Below are 16,265 nucleotides of genomic sequence, written 5' to 3' on the forward strand. Positions count from 1 at the left end.
ATGCATGCCCAGAACAGCCAAAGTCGTTGACGTCCCCGCAATCGGCGGGCTCGATCGCCAAGCGGGCCAGCTTAGCCACCAGCTGGCCCAGGCCCTGCGCCAGGCCATCCATCGGGGCGATCTGAAAGCGGGCGATCTGCTGCCCTCGACGCGCCGGCTGTCGGCGGCGCTGAATCTGGCGCGCGGCACGGTATTGGAAGCCTTTGCGCAGCTGACGGCGGAAGGCTTTCTCGAACCGCAACCCGGCTCCGGCACCCGGGTCGCTCACTATCAGGCGCCGCACCGCACGCCGCACGCCAACGTGCAGGCGAGTTCCACGGTAGCGGTTCCGCTTTCTTCGCAGGCGCAACATCTGGCGCGTTTTGCCGCCCAGGCGCGGGCGTTGCCGCCGGTGCCGTTCACCGTCTCTGTGCCGATCGGCGATACCGCGCCCGACGATGTCTGGCGCCGGCTCGGCAACCGCATCCGGGCTCGCGGCGCCGGCGCTCCGTCGGGCTATGGCGATCCGCTGGGCGCACTGCCGCTGCGCGAAGCCATCTGCGACTATGTGCGCCGTTCCCGCTCGGTAAACTGCGCGCCGCAGCAAATCCTCATCACCTCCGGTACGCAACAAGGGCTCTATTTGGCCGCGCAGATCCTGTTGGACGCCGGCGACAGCGCCTGGGTCGAAGATCCCGCCTACGCCGGCATTACCGCCATTTTCGACAGCCTATTTCGCGACCGCCGCATGGTCAGAGTGCCCGTCGACGATGACGGCATCGACGTCGCCGCCGGCGTGCGTCTGGCCGCCGATGCCCGCGCCGCCTTCGTCACGCCGTCGCATCAATACCCGCTGGGCATGCCGATGAGCATGGCGAAAAGAAGCGCCCTACTGGCCTGGGCCAGGGAGCGACAGGCCTGGATCGTGGAAGACGATTACGACAGCGAGATGCGCTACGCCGGCCACCCGTTCCCGTCGCTGCAGGGGCTGGCGCCCGAACGGACGCTCTATCTCGGCACCTTCAGCAAGGTGCTGTTCCCTTCGCTGCGGTTAGGTTACGCCATCGTGCCGCCAGCGCTGGTCGACGCTTTCTGCGGCGCCAGGATCCTGATGGATCGTCACCCTCCCAGCGCGGATCAACACGTGCTGGCCGCCTTCATCGCCGAAGGGTACCTCGACCGACATATCCGCAAAATGCGCGGCGTCTACGCCGAGAAACGCCGGGTGCTGATCGAGGCGATCAACGCGCATATCCCCGCAGAACTGGCGGTGGTGCAGCCCTGCGATCAGGGCATGCACATGGTGCTGTGGCTGAGGAAAGATCTCGACGACGTGCGGGTCGCCCAATGCGCCAACGAAGCCGGGTTGGCGCTGCGGGCGGTGTCGCCGATGTATGCACCCGGCCACGGTGAGCCGGGTCTGGTGCTGGGGTTGGGCGGTTACGCCGACCGCCAGGTGCAACAGGCGGTGGAACGGCTTGGACAGGTGATCCTGGCCTGCGCCGGTAGCGGCGCCTAGCGGGAAAAGCGTTTGGCGCCGAACACGCAAACCACCACGCCGGTCATCACGGCGATCATCATCGGCTGGACGGTCTCATGCAGCAGCCAGCCCGCCAGCGCCAGGCCGAAGAATGGCTGCAGCAGCTGCAGCTGTCCGACGGCGGCGATGCCGCCCTGCGCCAGGCCGCGATACCAGAAAATAAACCCAATCCACATGCTGAACACCGAGACGTAAACCAGCGACAGCCAGGCGGCGCCGCTGATCACAGGCCAGCCGGCCGGGGCCGCCTGCCAGGTGGCCGCCAGCGTCAACGGCAACGCCACCACCAGCGCCCAGGAGATCACCTGCCAGCCGCCGATCCGGCGTGACAATACCGCCCCTTCGGCATAACCCAGCCCGCACAGCAGTACCGCCCCGACCATCAGTGCATCCCCTTGCCAGGCACCACCGCTCCCCTGGCTCAGCGCGAAGGCGCCCACCAGCGCAGCACCGACGCCTGAAAAAGCCCAAAAAGCGGGCCTGGGCCGTTCTCCGCCGCGCAAAACGCCAAAACCGGCGGTCGCCAGCGGCAGCAGGCCGATATACATCAGCGAATGCGCCGACGTGGTGTGCTGCAGCGCCAGCGCCGTCAGCAGCGGAAAACCGATGACCACGCCGAGCGCCACAAACAGCAGCGGCGGCAAGTCGGCCCACGTGGGCCGCGCCTGGCGGGTGATCAACAGCGCGCACAGGGCCAGCAAGGCGGCGATCGCCGCCCTGACCGCCGTCAGAAACAGCGGATCGAGCTCCAGCACCGCCACTCGCGTGGCGGGCAGCGAGCCGCTGAAGATAATCATGCCGAGGAAGCCGTTCATCCAGCCCTGGGCCGAATGCCCGACGGCGGGATGTGCAGGGGTAACAACGAGAGTTTTTTCAGACTGACTGTCCGTCATGTGAAGGCTCCGCACGCCTGAGGCATACCGAAATCGGCAACCCGCGAGGCGATGTCATAGTGAAAGAGAACATCGTTCCCCGACGTCGCTTGCCGGGGTTACGCTCTATTTTTCAGATAAAGCGGTTCACAGACAGGTCCAGATAGCGAGATTTTCACTGTGCCGGTTAGCAAAGCGCGCCGCTAACGCCAAAGAAGGGCGTTTTTCGGGCTGTCCTTGGCCGTTTGGCGGCTCTGCCCACGGGGTATCATGGACTTTTATGCGTTTTTGCAGAACAGGACAAGGTGCGGTGCCGTGGTGAAACCCTTCTTACGCAGTGGCAGTTTGGATGATGTGCTGGCTTTAGGCGAAAACGGCCAACCGGTCTACGCCTGCGCGCAGCAGCTGCGGGAAACCCTGCGTCTTCGCCGGCAGCAGCAGGCCGCCGACTGTCTGGCGATCCCCCAGCCGAACGAAAGCGGCACCCGCATCGACTGGTATGCGCCCTTCCCCGGCAAGGTCACCTCCTGGCTGGCGGCGAGCGACGCCCAGCGCGCGCAGGCGGTACGCCACCTGGAACATTGCCTGGCGACCTTCCGCTGCCTGACGGAACAGGCCCAGGCGACCGATCACCCCAGCCATCGTCTGTTCGGCGCGCTGCTGGCTAAAGCGATGCACATACCCGACCCCAACCACGTTTACCTGGTGGACGACCGGCCGGTGCTGACCTTCTGGGGCTTTATCAAGCCACAAGCGCAGAGCCCTGACGATCCTTTGGCTTGCCTGCGCCCGATCGAAGCAGAGGTGAAAGTCGAAGTGGAAAAACCGGCCATTGTCGAGCCGGTAAAACCGGCCCCGGCCGCCGAGCCCGAACCGCTGCCCGCCCCGGCAGCGCCTATCGAATCCCCTGCCATCGTTCGCCCTCGCCGGCGCTACGCTCTCTGGCTCTTGCTCATACTGCTGCTAGGTAGCGCGGCGCTGGCCACCTGGCTGCACCGCTCGCCGCCGCCGCAACCGGCGATGCCGGCAGAAGTTCAGCCTCCGGCGCCGCCGGAAAAAGCTGCCGCGCCGTTGCCCAAGCTGCGCTTACCGCTGGCGCACGCGACGCTGATGCCGCCGCCACCGGCGCCGGCCATCCCGCAGCCGGCGGACAAAAATGCGCTGGTGCTGCCGCCCGAGGCGGTGAAAGCCGGCTCCACCCGTTTCCTTAACGGCAAATGGCGCGCCACGGTGGCGCTGAAAGACCCGATCACCGGCAAACGCCCCGGCCTGCAATACCGTCTGAACGGCGGCAAAGGCAGCGCCATCATCGCCTACGGCGACGGCGTCAGCTGCCGGGTAGCGGTCGAAGCCGGGCTGATGCAGTCCGGCAATCTGGTGATCAACAGCCGCACCAAGGCGCACTGCAGCGACGGCAGCCGCTACCAGATCCCGGAGATCGTCTGCCGCCAGGGCGAAACCGGCGCGGCGGAGTGCACCGGCCGCTACGATGCGGACACCACCTATCCCATGACGTTCAAGCGCGAGAGTAAATGATGCTGGCACCCCTTACGGACTACAAACACGGCATTACGCTGATTCAGGACAGCGGCATTCAGTTTCTGGACTTTGCCCTGACGCCGCTGCTGGATGCCGAGTTTCCCGGCAAATTCGTGCGCAAGACCGCCAGCGGCCCGCTGCTGCGCCTGCAATGGGAGGCCGAGAGCGGCAAATACCAGCTGCCGGCCGCGAGCGGCCAGGCCGCCGAAGTGGTGCGGCCGGAGTTCAGCTATCCGCTGCAGCAGTCGCTGCGTCTGCTGGATAAGCTCTGGCTGCCACTGCCCTTCTTGCGCCACACCCCGGCGGGCCTGTTTTTATCGGGCCCGGACAACTGGGCGCGCCTGCAGGTGGTGCAGTTGGATGAACCGGATCAGGACGGCAACCTGCTGCGCGTGGTGCTGGCCTTCGACACCCGCGGTGCGGCACCCGGCCAGGAAGCGCTGGCACCGGGCGAAAGCGATCTCGGCACCGATCTCCGTTTCGCGTTGGCTCACCGCAACCACGAACTGGGTGAGTTTCTCGATCTGACCTGGGTAGACGGCTGGCTGCGCGAGGCATTCAGCCAACGCGCCGCCGAGCGGGAGCAGCGCGCCGAAGCGGAGATCAACGCCGGGCTGAAAACCTTCGAGTATCAGGCGCATTACCTCAACCTGTTGCACATGCTCGGCCACCAGTTGGCGGTGCCGCAGATAAAAATGGTGGCGGCGACGCTGCAGCAACCGGCGATCGACGTCGATCTGGTGCTGGACGTCGGCAACTCGCACACCTGCGGCGTGCTGGTCGAGGACCATCCGGAGGAGAGCAACGGCCTGAAGCAAACCTACGAGCTGCAGCTGCGCTCGCTTTCCGAACCGCATCGCGTCTACAACGAACTGTTCGAGAGCCGGGTAGAGTTTTCGCGGGCCGGGTTCGGCAAGCCACATCTGTCGTTCCAGAGCGGGCGCGACGACGCCTTCCAATGGCCGTCCATCACCCGCGTCGGCCGTGAAGCCGCGCAGTTGGCGCAGCGGCGAACAGGCCATGAAGGCACCACCGGCATTTCCAGCCCGCGCCGCTATCTGTGGGACGAGGAACGCTATGCGTCCGGCTGGCGCTTCAACGAACCGCAAGAACCCATGGCCGCCGCCGCGCCGTTGACCACCCTGATCAACGACGAAGGCGTGCCGCTGTCCGCCCTGCCGACGGCGCAACGGCTGCCGGTGTTCGCCGCCCACTACAGCCGCAGCGCGGTGATGACCCTGATGCTGACCGAGCTGCTGGCGCAGGCGCTGATGCAGATCAACAGCATCGCTCAGCGCAGCCGCATGCCGAACGCCGCCGCGCCACGCCGTCTGCGCGCCATCATTCTGACGCTGCCTTCGGCCATGCCGAAGCCGGAGCGCGAGATTTTCCGCCGCCGCATGCAGGAGGCGATCGGGCTGGTGTGGAAAGCCCTCGGCTGGCACCCGCAGGATGCGCCGTTCGACGGCGCGCACGCCCGCTTCCCGGTGCCGCAGGTGCAGATGGAGTGGGACGAGGCCACCTGCGGCCAGATGGTTTATCTGTACAACGAAACCCAGGTGAATTTCGCCGGCCGCACCGACGCCTTTTTCGCCGCCATGGCCCGGCCTGACCGGCCGCTGGCCCCGGGCGAGCAGGTGGGAAAAACGCTGCGTATCGCCTCCATCGACATCGGCGGCGGCACCACGGATCTGGCGATCACACACTATTCGCTCGACGACGGCGTGGGCAATAACATCAAAATCAACCCGCGCCTGCTGTTCCGCGAGGGCTTTAAAGTCGCCGGCGACGATATTCTGTTGGACGCCATCCAACAGTTTATCCTGCCCGCCGTGCAGCAGGCGTTCGAAGCCGCCGGCGTAAGCGCCGCCCCGGCGTTGATGGACAGACTGTTCGGCAACGAAGGACGCATGGACGGGCTTTCCACCCTGCGTCAGCAGGCCGCGCTGCAGATTTTCATGCCCGCCGGACGTGCGCTGCTCGGCGCCTATGAAGAATACGATCCGCTGGACAGCCGAGCGGAAATCGCCGCCAGCCTGGGCGATCTGCTGCCGCAGCCGCCGACGCCGCAGGTGCTGGCGTTTATCAACGGCGAGGTGCAGCGCGAAGCCGACAGCGACGCCTTCGATATTCTGCACACCCCGTTGGTGATTCGTCTGGCCGATCTGCACGCCGCCTTCTTGTCCGATCGCATCGGCATCGGCCGCTGCCTGCGCCTGCTGGCTGAGGTGGTGGCGTTGTATACCTGCGACGTGCTGCTGCTGACCGGCCGTCCGGCGCGTTTCCCCGGCGTGCAGGCGCTGCTGCGCCATCTGCAGCCGCTGCCCGCCAGCCGTATTCTGCCGCTCGAGGGCTACCACACCCGCAGCTGGTACCCGTTCAACAAACGCGGCCGCATCGATAACCCCAAATCCACCGCAGCGGTAGGCGCCATGCTGTGCCTGCTGGCGATCGACCTGCGGCTGGAGAGCTTTTACTTCAACGTCGGCGATTTCCAGCCTTACTCCACCATTCGCCATCTGGGTATGCTGGACGGTAACAACATGCTGGCGGACGATAACGTCTATTACCGCGACATCGATCTGGATCGCGCCGACTTCGCGCTCGATCCCGCCGGCAGCTTCCAGCTGCGCGGCCCGTTGCGCCTGGGCTTCCGCCAACTGGACAACGAACGCTGGCCGGCCTCGCCGCTCTATACGCTGACCATCAATGACGCCCCGCTGGCACGCAAGCTGGCCGGTGACGCGGTGATCACCCTGCGGCTGGCCATTACCGCCAGCGCCGAACAGGGCGCAGAAAGCGTCAAGATCGCGCAGGCGGTAATGGCCGACGGCAGCCCTGTCCCGGCGCACCACTTGCAACTGAAACTCAATACCCTGGCTGCCAGCGCCTCCGGCGCGACCCACTACTGGATAGACAGCGGGAGCATTTACCCACGATGAAAGCTACCACCACCGCCCAATCGGCCCCGAACCACGTACTCAGCACAGGCATTCTGCAGGCGATCGACTGGGTGGACGCCGCGCGACGGCAGTCCGCCCGTTTGGAACAGGAGGCGGACCGGCTGACGCTGCGCCTGCGCCGTTGCCATAACCGCGCTTTGCAATTGGCGAACGCGCAGCCTGACCAGGTCGCTATCGGCCTGTACGGCCACAACGCCGCCGCCAAGGCCCACCTGCTGGCGGCGCTGGCCCCCGGAGCAGAAAGGCTGCACGCAGACGCCGCGCTGGCGGTGCGTTATTGCGCCACCGCGCCGGCACCATGCGCCGAGTATCCTCTCGCCCTCGCGCTGCTCGATGAAGCGCAATGGCTGGCCATCACGCTCGATGCCGCCGCGATGGGCGGCTTCCGGCTGGACTGGGACGCCCGCGCGATCGCCGCCCATCTGCAAGCGTTGGCGCGCCACCGCCAAGCCGTCGCTCTCGACGGCCTCAGCGACAACGATGTGCTGGCGCTGTGGGATAGCCAACGCCGCCACGGCGACAAAGGGCAACAGACGCTGGACAGGCATTTCTGGCCGCAGGCCGTGGCGCTGGCGCCGCAACTGAGCATCGACGACCGCGCACGCCTGTTTGCGCCGCTGTGGGGAGAGGAAACGACGCTGACGGCGCGTTATCGCCAGCTGGCACACACGCTGCACGCCCTCGGCGGCAGCCGACAGGTTCATGCTCCGCACCGCGCGTTGGCGCTGCTGACCGCGAGCGCCGCAGCGGAAAACGCCACGATCGTCGTGATGGCCGAACACGGCGGTAAACGGGAGATCGCGCTGAGCGATCTGACCTGGTTGACCGCCGAAGTGACTACCGTTCTGCCGCAAACGGCGCAGGCGGCCCTGCCCGCCGACGTGGCGCTGATCGACCTGCCCGGCAGCCGCGCCTGCCCGCAGGCGGAACCGACGCAGCGGCTGCAACAGGCGAAACGCGCCCATTTGCTGACCCGTTGCGCGGACGGCCTGCACGCCAATCTGCTGCTGGTGGCCGATGCCGCCGCCACGCCGCAGGACGCCGCCCGCGTCGGCCAGGCGCTCGCCAACTGGGTCAACCAAACCCAGGGGGAAACCCCGGCGCTGCGCCAGCGCCGCAAACCCGGCCTGATTTGGGCGGTCACACCGTTCGACCAGCGCGGGGAAGGTAAAGCACGCCCCGACGACGCCGTACAGCGCCAGGTCGGCGAGCCCGGCGACAGCTGGGCCACGCTGCTGGCGCTGGATGAACAGGATTGCCGCCGCATGGTGAGCTACCTGGCCACTCAGGCGCGCCCGGCCCAGAAGCAAGCCCGCCTGCTCGAACAACGCGAAGAGTTGCAGCGCGAGCTGACGGAAAGCCTGCTCGGCAACTGGCTCACCGCCGCCGATCCGCACGCGGCGCAGCAGCGCGGCCAACAGCTGTTGCGCGCGCTGCAGGCGCAGGCCGGCCGCCACGGCGAGCTGTTGGAACGGCTGTTACCCCAGCGCGATACGTTGCGCCAGCTTTATCAGCAACAGCAGCACGCCGCGCCGGCCCCGGCGGCGACGCCTGCGCCGTTCGGGCTCGACATCGACCTGTTCGGCGCACCGGAAGCCTCAGCGCCCGGCGAGCCCCCCGCGTTACCCTTTGCTACGCGGGTGTTTGCGGATTGGATCAACCATCTGCGCAGCCTGCCGGACAGCCGCCGGTTGCTGGATCTGCTCGGCGTCGAAAAGCCGCATCTGGAACTGCTGGTCGATGCGCTGATCGGTGCCGCCTGTCGCCTGCGGCTCGATGATGAGCTGGAGCGCGCGCTGTGCGCCGGGGGCCTGCCGGACCAGAGTGAAGATCGGCAAATCAGCCAGGCGCTGGCGATACTGGGCGACTTCGTCGCCTGGCTCGGCTTCCAGCGGCGCGATGCGGCAACGCGCCCCGAGAGCCGCGTCAATCCCGGCCAGCCGATCTTTACCCCACCGCCGCAGCCGGCGGTGGACTGGAGCAACCAGCAGCGGTTAACCCGGCTGGCGCCGACGCCGACCAAAAATACCGCGTTTTATATCTATGACTGGCTGATCGGCCTGCAAACCCTGCTGGCGGAGAATGCGGCAACGGAAAACAAGCTCGGTGAGGCGCAGCGCGCGGCGTTGGAAGAGATCGTGGCCACCCTGCGCTAAGCGGCTCCGGCAGCAATAGGGGGTGAAAACAGGATAAATCGGGCGTTGCCGATTATGCTGATGAGTAACGCTGCGATTCTGGGAGAAAATCATGCCCCCTTTCAGCCTGAAGACTATCGATCATGTGGTTTTGCGCGTGCGCGATATGCAGAAAAGCCTGCATTTTTATACCCAGATCGTCGGCTGTGATATCGCCAAACAGCGGCCGGATTTGGGGCTGATGCACCTGCGCGCCGGAGCAGCCATGATTGATCTGGTCGACGTTAACGGCCAGCTTGGGAAAAAAGGCGGCGAAGCGCCCGATCCTCGCCGGCAAAATGTCGATCACGTTTGCCTGCGCATCGATCCTTTCAACGAAGACGATCTGTTGGCCTATCTGCGATCGCAGGGGATCGCCGTCAATCCCGCTGAATCGCGCTACGGTGCGGAAGGCGACGGGCCGTCGATTTACTTCAACGATCCGGACGGCAACCGCATAGAGCTTAAGGGACCGGCGGAATGAGATTAACGAGCCATAGAATAGAAAAGGGAGCCTTATCGGCTCCATCTGTTCATCTCGTTGTGCATTGCCATCGTGGCTTATGAGGGGCGTTGCCCCGCATGAGAAAACGGATTGCCTTGGTGATTTCTGTTCTGATCTTCGCCTTCTTGCCAAACATCATTCCATCTCGGCTGCTGCTTACGCCGGATATGGCGTTGAAAATGATTCACAAGTCTAATGAATCGGGGCTCGGCGATCCGAAGGCGCGTTCGACAGCCTACCTGCTGATGCTTTATGCCGCAGCAGCAGCGGTAATCGCTTGGCGGTGTCTGCGTTTTATTCCCAAAAATCGGCCTAGCCCGTCACACTGCTGAACGTTAACGCCCCTGCGCCGCCAACGCCTGCGCGCAGGCCCAGGCCGAGCTCCAGGCCCACTGGAAGTTGTAGCCGCCCAACCACCCGGTTACGTCCACCACTTCGCCGATAAAGTAGAGCCCCGGCGCCTTGTGGGCTTCCATCGTCTTGGAGGAGAGTTCGTTGGTGTCGACGCCGCCGAGCGTCACTTCCGCCGTGCGATAGCCTTCGGTGCCGTTCGGCTGCACACGCCAGTTCTGCAACAGATCCGTCAGCGCCGCCTGCTGCGGCGCATTCAGCTGCTTCAATGTCGCCTCCGGCAGTTGTCCCAACGTTTGCAAGCATTCCACCAACCGCTTCGGCAAGTGCAACGCCAGGGTGTTTTTCAGGCTTTGGTTCGGGTGCTGACGGCGTTGGTCATCCAGGAAGGCCGCCAAATCCAGATCAGGAAGTAAGTTAACGCTCACATACTCACCCGGCTGCCAGTAGCTGGACAGCTGCAGCACCGCCGGGCCGGACAGGCCGCGATGGGTGAACAGGATGCTTTCACGGAAGCTGACGCCGTTCTCGGCGGTGATCACCGCCGGCACCGAGACGCCGGACAGCGTCTGTAAATGCTCCAACAGCGGCTTATGCAGGGTAAAAGGCACCAGCCCGGCCCGCGTCGGTAGCACCTTGAGGCCGAACTGCTCCGCCAGCTTGTAACCGAACGGCGAAGCGCCCAGCCCCGGCATGGACAATCCACCGCTGGCCACCACAAGTGAGCGAGCACTAACTTCCTCACCATTCAGCGCCAGTTCGTAACCGTGTTCGGTTTTTTCCACGCCCAGCACTTCGCTGCGCAGGCGCATGGTCACCTGGCCCAGCTCGCACTCTTTGACCAACAGATCCACCACCTGCTGCGCCGAGTCGTCGCAGAACAGCTGCCCCAGCGTTTTTTCATGGTAGGCGATGCCGTAGCGGTTGATCAGATCGATGAAGTCCCACTGGGTGTAGCGCGCCAGCGCCGACTTGCAGAAATGCGGATTGTTCGACAGGTAAGCCGCCGGTTCAGCGTACATGTTGGTAAAGTTGCAGCGTCCGCCGCCGGACATCAGGATCTTGCGGCCCGGTTTTTTGCCGTTGTCGAGCAGCAACACGCGGCAACCGAGTTGCCCCGCCTGCGCGGCGCAAAACATGCCGGCGGCGCCCGCCCCAATCACTACGACATCAAACTGTTCCACCTGAGCCTCACTTATCAAAACCACAATCGCGACAAAAGAGCGCCATATTACGCCGTTTCGCCGCCGGTCACCGCCAAATTCACGGCGGCAGATTGTAAAGCCCCGGCGCCGCCAACGCCATAGTAAGAAAATATTACAGAGGTCAGAGGAGAATAACGCGTTGATATTTCATATTTTTGTTATAGACACGCCATCATTTCGTCATGTCCAAATCAAAAAAACGTCATATTTTCCTTTTCCCCGGCCCCGGTTGTCACTGATAATGCGCGGCGTTCATGTCCACAAACTGGCGTAACGCTTATGCTGCATTTGTTCGCTGGCCTGGATTTCCATACCGGCCTGATGTTAATTCTCGCATTGTTGTTCGTGTTGTTTTATGAAGCCATCAACGGTTTTCATGATACGGCCAATGCGGTCGCTACAGTTATTTATACCCGCGCCATGCGCTCGCAACTTGCGGTCGTGATGGCAGGTTTGTTCAACTTTCTTGGCGTAATGCTCGGCGGTTTGAGTGTTGCTTACGCCATCGTCCACTTGCTGCCTACCGATCTGTTGTTGAACGTCAGTTCAGCACACGGATTAGCCATGGTCTTCTCCATGCTGTTGGCGGCAATCATCTGGAACCTCGGCACCTGGTATTTCGGTCTGCCGGCCTCCAGTTCCCATACGCTGATAGGCGCAATCATCGGTGTCGGTTTAACCAACGCCCTGATGACCCACACTTCGGTGGTGGATGCGCTTAACGTCCCGAAAATGATTGGTATTTTCCTTTCTCTGCTGTTCTCGCCGCTGGTCGGCATGATGGTGGCGGGAGTGATGGTGTTCGCCTTGCGCCGCTATTGGAGTGGCACCAAGAAACGCCAGCGTATCCACATGACCCCTGCGGAACGTGAAAAGGTCGACGGCAAACGCAAGCCGCCGTTCTGGACCCGTATCGCACTGATCCTGTCGGCGATTGGCGTCAGCTTCTCGCACGGCGCCAACGACGGCCAGAAAGGCATCGGCCTTATCATGCTGGTGCTGATCGGCGTTGCGCCGGCCGGCTTCGTGGTCAATATGAATGCAACCGGTTATGACATCACACGTACGCGTGATGCCGTGACCCACCTGCAACAATATTACCAGCAGCACGGTGATGCCCTGTCGCATGCGGTGTCATTGACGCCGCTGGTGCCAAGCCCGGATGACGAGGCCGAACCTAACAAGCCGGCCGAGTTCCACTGCGACAGTTCGCGCGCCATGCCGGCGATCGAGCTGGCTCAGGGCATGCTGACCAACCTGCAAAGCTACGATCAGCTGACGGTTGACCAGCGCAGCCACCTGCGCCGCCTGCTGATGTGCGTGACCGACACGGCGGATAAAGTCGCCAAGCTGCCGGAAACCTCATCCGCCGACCAGCGCTTCCTGAAGAACCTGCGTCAGGATCTGCTGCAGACCGTCGAGTACGCACCGATGTGGATCATCGTCGCCGTCGCGCTGGCGCTGTCGCTCGGCACCATGGTGGGCTGGAAACGCGTGGCCACCACCATCGGCGAGAAGATCGGCAAGAAAGGCATGACCTACGCTCAGGGCGTGTCGGCCCAGATGACCGCGGCGCTGTCGATCGGCGTGGCGAGCTATACCGGCATGCCGGTCTCCACCACCCACGTTCTCTCTTCGGCAGTTGCCGGGACGATGATCGTGGACGGCGGCGGCGTACAGAGCAAAACCGTGAAGAACATTCTGTTGGCTTGGGTACTGACCCTGCCAATCTCGATTCTGCTTTCCGGTGCGCTGTATTGGGTCGCGTTGAAGCTGATCTAAGCGATAAGCATCATGAGAAAGGCGGCCGCAGGGCCGCCTTTTTTTTGCCTGCATCAAGGGAAACAGGAAGGCATTAATACCAGATCATCAGCGCTATCAGGCTGATGACCACCAGGCCGCACAGGGCCGAGGTCAGCATAAACTGCCCGCGCACCCGCTCGCAGCGGCGAATAAACTCCGGATCGTGGTGTTCGACATAGCGCTGCGCAAAGATATAGCGCACCAGCCTCAGCTGCTTGCTGGGTTGCCCGTGGGCGGTGAAGAAACCGCCGCCGTCGACGTATTGGTACAGCAGCGGGTCGCAGCCGCGCAATACCACCAGCAGCGCGCGCAAAGAAGAGTAATAACGCACCATGTTTACCACACACACCACACATAAGGCCCAAAACAGCGCGACGGTACTGATCATGATTGCCCCCTCAAGGCGTTGTTATCCGCGGCCATCCGCCGGGTCCAACCGCCCTACCTCATTACCCGATACTCTGCTGGAGCTTACCGCTCTCATCCCCTTTTTTGCCTGCACGGGCCATGCCCATAACCCACCGCCTCCGGAGACGTTACCGCACCGCGCAGAGAGATTTGCACAGCGTGGTTCCACTCAGAGGGGAAATGGTGAGGCCCATATCCATCATTGTAGGTTAATGAAACGCAAACTGGCCTGAGCAGTGGATAAAATTTACCGAAACGTCCTCCGCCGGGGCGTGCTAACGGCTCACCGCCGGCCGGTGATTGGTCGGTTTTTCTGGATAGTCTATCCCGCTCCGCGCCGCTGATCTTTCCCCCCACGCTGGCTAGACTCAGGTTTCCGTTATGTTCATCCAAGGAAACTGTTATGGCAAACCATTCAATCAAAGGAAAAACCGTCCTCATCGCCGGCGGCGCCAAAAACCTCGGCGGGCTGATCGCGCGCGATTTGGCTGAACAAGGCGCAAAAGCGGTGGTAATCCACTACAACAGCGCCGCTTCCAAAGCCGAGGCGGAGAAAACCGTCGCCGCCATTCAGGCCGCCGGGGCGAAAGGCGTCGCACTGCAGGCCGATCTGACCACCGCAGATGCAGTCGAGAAGCTGTTCGCCGATGCGGTCGCCGCCGTCGGCAAGCCGGATATCGCCATCAATACCGTCGGCAAAGTGCTGAAAAAGCCGATGGTCGACATCAGCGAAGCCGAATACGACGAGATGACGGCGGTCAACGCCAAAACCGCGTTCTTCTTCCTGAAAGAGGCGGGCAAACACCTCAACGACAACGGTAAAATCTGCACGCTGGTCACCTCGCTGCTCGGCGCCTTCACGCCGTTTTACGCCGCTTACGCCGGCACCAAAGCGCCGGTGGAACACTTCACCCGCGCCGCCGCCAAGGAGTTCGGCGAACGCGGCATCTCCGTGACGGCGGTCGGCCCCGGCCCGATGGACACCCCGTTCTTTTACCCGGCAGAGGGTGCGGACGCCGTGGCCTACCACAAGACGGCGGCAGCGCTGTCGCCGTTCAGCAAAACCGGCTTGACCGATATCGAAGACGTGGTGCCGTTCATTCGCCATCTGGTCAGCGATGGCTGGTGGGTAACCGGCCAAACCATCCTAATCAATGGCGGCTACACCACCAAATAAGCTCGAGGGGGGCGGAATGCCCCCGCACCTGCTCGCGCGCAACCGCGCCATGCGGCTACACTCTTTGTCAGAAACGGCGCCAAGGAACAGCAGGTCAACGAGATGGACAGATTCAATCAATACCGCATATTCGTGCAGGTGGCGGAGATGGGCAGCTTTATCCGGGCAGCCCATGCGCTGGAAGTGCCGCGCGCCTCGGTGTCCGCCGCCGTGCAACAACTGGAAACGCAGCTGGGCGTGCGCCTGCTGCACCGCACCACGCGGCAAGTGCGGCTGACTGCCGACGGCGAACAGCTGCTCGAACGGCTGCGCCCGCTGCTGGCCGAAGTGGAAGACATCGATCAGTCGTTTCAGGCCAGCCAACGCCAGGCCTCCGGTCGACTCAGCGTCGACGTGCCGAGCCGCATCGCCCGCCGGCTTATCGCCCCGGCGCTGCCCGGCCTGCTGCTGCGCCACCCCCATCTGCAGCTGGTGCTCGGCTCCGCCGATCGCGCCATCGATCTGGTGCAGGAAGGGGTCGACTGCGCGGTGCGCGTCGGCGATCTGCACGACAGCAGCCTGGTGATGCGCCCACTCGGCCATATCGCGCTGATCAACTGCGCCAGCCCCGCCTACCTCGGCGAATTCGGCCACCCGCTCCAGCCCGGCAATCTCGTCGAAGGACACTGGAGCATCGGCTACGCCTCGCCTAAAACCGGCCGGGAATCCCCCTGGGAATACCTGACCGACGACGGCCATACGCAACGGCTCGAATTGCCCAGCCGGGTGGTGGTCAACAACGCCGAAAGCTATATCGCCTGCTGCCGCGCCGGATTGGGGCTGATGCAAATCCCGCGCTACGACGTGCAACACCTGCTCGACGCCGGTGAACTGGTGGAAGTCCTGCCCGGTTACCGCGCCGCCTCCATGCCAATCTCCCTGATCTATCCCCATCGCCGCCAGCGATCGCGCCGCCTGGCGGTGTTTCATGAGTGGTTTGAAAGCCTGCTGCAACCGCATCTCGAGCGCTGATTGCGCATTTAGCGCTATACTTTGTTTAATAACGCTTATAATTCAAGCGGTCAGACCGTCAACATCCGCATAATCAATAGGCTTTTACGCCGCGCGGGTGTACAACGAAAGGTATCGGGCAGAGAGATTTTCGATGCGGCGCAGTGTGATCGCCCCAACATATCATTGCGTTATCCGAATGATACTATGGAACCAAAAGCGCCAGGCGGGTAAACGGAACGCCTGCTAACCCTTTTTAATCGGCATGTTTATGGAAGGAGTATTCTTATGGCTTACAAACACATCCTGATCGCGGTGGACCTATCCCCGGAAAGCAAGATTCTGGTAGAAAAAGCCGTCTCAATGGCGCGGCCGTACAACGCTAAAGTTTCTCTGATCCACGTCGATGTCAACTATTCCGACCTTTATACCGGCCTGATCGACGTCAATCTCGGCGACATGCAAAAACGCATCTCCGAGGAAACCCATCAGGCACTGACCGAGCTGTCGCAGAACGCCGGCTACCCGATCACCGAGACCCTGAGCGGCAGCGGCGATCTGGCGCAGGTATTGGTGGATGCCATCAAGAAATACGACATGGACCTGGTGCTGTGCGGCCACCACCAGGACTTCTGGAGCAAGCTGATGTCTTCCGCTCGCCAGCTGATCAATACCGTGCACATCGATATGCTGATCGTGCCGCTGCGCGATGAAGAAGACGAATAAAGTAAGCGCTCGCTAACTTAACTGCCCAACGCC

At 63.1% G+C, this 16,265-nt stretch carries 13 protein-coding genes; 10 read left to right on the forward strand and 3 right to left on the reverse strand.

What is annotated here, in order from left to right:
• Positions 1-4: 4 nt before the first annotated feature.
• Positions 5-1,498 (forward strand): PLP-dependent aminotransferase family protein, encoded by a 1,494-nt coding sequence (locus tag EGY12_RS06330; RefSeq protein ID WP_123892911.1) that lies wholly within the window; start codon positions 5-7, stop codon positions 1,496-1,498.
• Here the strand turns inward: EGY12_RS06330 and EGY12_RS06335 are convergent.
• Positions 1,495-2,412 carry a DMT family transporter gene (locus tag EGY12_RS06335; RefSeq protein ID WP_371415416.1) on the reverse strand — a complete coding sequence of 306 codons (918 nt, stop codon included), beginning with the start codon at positions 2,410-2,412 and terminating at the stop codon, positions 1,495-1,497. The genes EGY12_RS06330 and EGY12_RS06335 overlap by 4 nt on opposite strands.
• A gap of 294 nt (positions 2,413-2,706) precedes the next feature.
• On the opposite strand from EGY12_RS06335, the gene EGY12_RS06340 reads away from it, so the two are divergent.
• The 5 genes from EGY12_RS06340 (at position 2,707) to EGY12_RS06360 (ending at position 9,904) form a co-directional block, all read left to right on the forward strand.
• Positions 2,707-3,927 (forward strand): SrfA family protein, encoded by a 1,221-nt coding sequence (locus EGY12_RS06340; RefSeq protein ID WP_123892912.1) that lies wholly within the window; start codon positions 2,707-2,709, stop codon positions 3,925-3,927.
• Positions 3,927-6,872, forward strand: coding sequence for a virulence factor SrfB (locus tag EGY12_RS06345; RefSeq protein WP_172962955.1), 2,946 nt, complete (start codon positions 3,927-3,929; stop codon positions 6,870-6,872). The genes EGY12_RS06340 and EGY12_RS06345 overlap by 1 nt, the downstream gene beginning before the upstream one ends.
• Positions 6,869-9,049, forward strand: coding sequence for a virulence factor SrfC family protein (locus tag EGY12_RS06350; RefSeq protein ID WP_123892914.1), 2,181 nt, complete (start codon positions 6,869-6,871; stop codon positions 9,047-9,049). Before EGY12_RS06345 ends, EGY12_RS06350 begins: the two co-directional genes overlap by 4 nt.
• 91 nt (positions 9,050-9,140) lie before the next feature.
• Entirely contained in the window at positions 9,141-9,551 is a 411-nt protein-coding gene (locus EGY12_RS06355; RefSeq protein ID WP_123892915.1) for a VOC family protein, read from the forward strand.
• A gap of 98 nt (positions 9,552-9,649) precedes the next feature.
• A complete protein-coding gene (locus EGY12_RS06360) occupies positions 9,650-9,904 on the forward strand; it encodes a hypothetical protein (RefSeq protein ID WP_123892916.1) in 255 nt (84 codons plus the stop codon).
• Positions 9,905-9,907: 3 nt separating this feature from the next.
• Here EGY12_RS06360 and EGY12_RS06365 read toward each other — a convergent pair whose 3' ends face one another.
• Positions 9,908-11,107: an NAD(P)/FAD-dependent oxidoreductase gene (locus tag EGY12_RS06365; RefSeq protein ID WP_123892917.1), complete on the reverse strand. Its 1,200-nt coding sequence runs from the start codon at positions 11,105-11,107 to the stop codon at positions 9,908-9,910.
• Positions 11,108-11,407: 300 nt separating this feature from the next.
• Between EGY12_RS06365 and pitA the strand changes: the two genes are divergently transcribed.
• Complete coding sequence (gene pitA, locus EGY12_RS06370; RefSeq protein WP_123892918.1) at positions 11,408-12,910, forward strand: inorganic phosphate transporter PitA; 1,503 nt, start codon at positions 11,408-11,410, stop codon at positions 12,908-12,910.
• A gap of 73 nt (positions 12,911-12,983) precedes the next feature.
• Here pitA and uspB read toward each other — a convergent pair whose 3' ends face one another.
• Entirely contained in the window at positions 12,984-13,319 is a 336-nt protein-coding gene (gene uspB, locus EGY12_RS06375) for a universal stress protein UspB (protein ID WP_016930435.1), read from the reverse strand.
• 423 nt (positions 13,320-13,742) lie between these two features.
• On the opposite strand from uspB, the gene EGY12_RS06380 reads away from it, so the two are divergent.
• From EGY12_RS06380 to uspA, 3 genes are all read left to right on the forward strand, one after another.
• A complete protein-coding gene (locus EGY12_RS06380) occupies positions 13,743-14,516 on the forward strand; it encodes an SDR family oxidoreductase (RefSeq protein WP_123892919.1) in 774 nt (257 codons plus the stop codon).
• Positions 14,517-14,618: 102 nt separating this feature from the next.
• Positions 14,619-15,527 (forward strand): LysR family transcriptional regulator, encoded by a 909-nt coding sequence (locus EGY12_RS06385; RefSeq protein ID WP_123892920.1) that lies wholly within the window; start codon positions 14,619-14,621, stop codon positions 15,525-15,527.
• 267 nt (positions 15,528-15,794) lie between these two features.
• Positions 15,795-16,232, forward strand: a complete 438-nt coding sequence (gene uspA / locus EGY12_RS06390) for a universal stress protein UspA (protein WP_004930988.1) — start codon at positions 15,795-15,797, stop codon at positions 16,230-16,232.
• Positions 16,233-16,265 lie beyond the last annotated feature (33 nt).

It is taken from the genome of Serratia sp. FDAARGOS_506, from assembly GCF_003812745.1.
Lineage (GTDB): Bacteria > Pseudomonadota > Gammaproteobacteria > Enterobacterales > Enterobacteriaceae > Serratia.

What these genes read in the sequence shown, in the direction of transcription:
- EGY12_RS06330 (WP_123892911.1), top strand. Translation starts at nt 5, where the DNA reads ATGCCCAGAACAGCCAAAGTCGTTGACGTCCCCGCAATCGGCGGGCTC.
- EGY12_RS06345 (WP_172962955.1), top strand. Translation starts at nt 3,927, where the DNA reads ATGCTGGCACCCCTTACGGACTACAAACACGGCATTACGCTGATTCAG.
- EGY12_RS06385 (WP_123892920.1), top strand. Translation starts at nt 14,619, where the DNA reads ATGGACAGATTCAATCAATACCGCATATTCGTGCAGGTGGCGGAGATG.
- EGY12_RS06360 (WP_123892916.1), top strand. Translation starts at nt 9,650, where the DNA reads ATGAGAAAACGGATTGCCTTGGTGATTTCTGTTCTGATCTTCGCCTTC.
- EGY12_RS06335 (WP_371415416.1), bottom strand. Translation starts at nt 2,412, where the DNA reads ATGACGGACAGTCAGTCTGAAAAAACTCTCGTTGTTACCCCTGCACAT.
- EGY12_RS06355 (WP_123892915.1), top strand. Translation starts at nt 9,141, where the DNA reads ATGCCCCCTTTCAGCCTGAAGACTATCGATCATGTGGTTTTGCGCGTG.
- EGY12_RS06380 (WP_123892919.1), top strand. Translation starts at nt 13,743, where the DNA reads ATGGCAAACCATTCAATCAAAGGAAAAACCGTCCTCATCGCCGGCGGC.
- uspA (WP_004930988.1), top strand. Translation starts at nt 15,795, where the DNA reads ATGGCTTACAAACACATCCTGATCGCGGTGGACCTATCCCCGGAAAGC.
- pitA (WP_123892918.1), top strand. Translation starts at nt 11,408, where the DNA reads ATGCTGCATTTGTTCGCTGGCCTGGATTTCCATACCGGCCTGATGTTA.
- EGY12_RS06350 (WP_123892914.1), top strand. Translation starts at nt 6,869, where the DNA reads ATGAAAGCTACCACCACCGCCCAATCGGCCCCGAACCACGTACTCAGC.
- uspB (WP_016930435.1), bottom strand. Translation starts at nt 13,319, where the DNA reads ATGATCAGTACCGTCGCGCTGTTTTGGGCCTTATGTGTGGTGTGTGTG.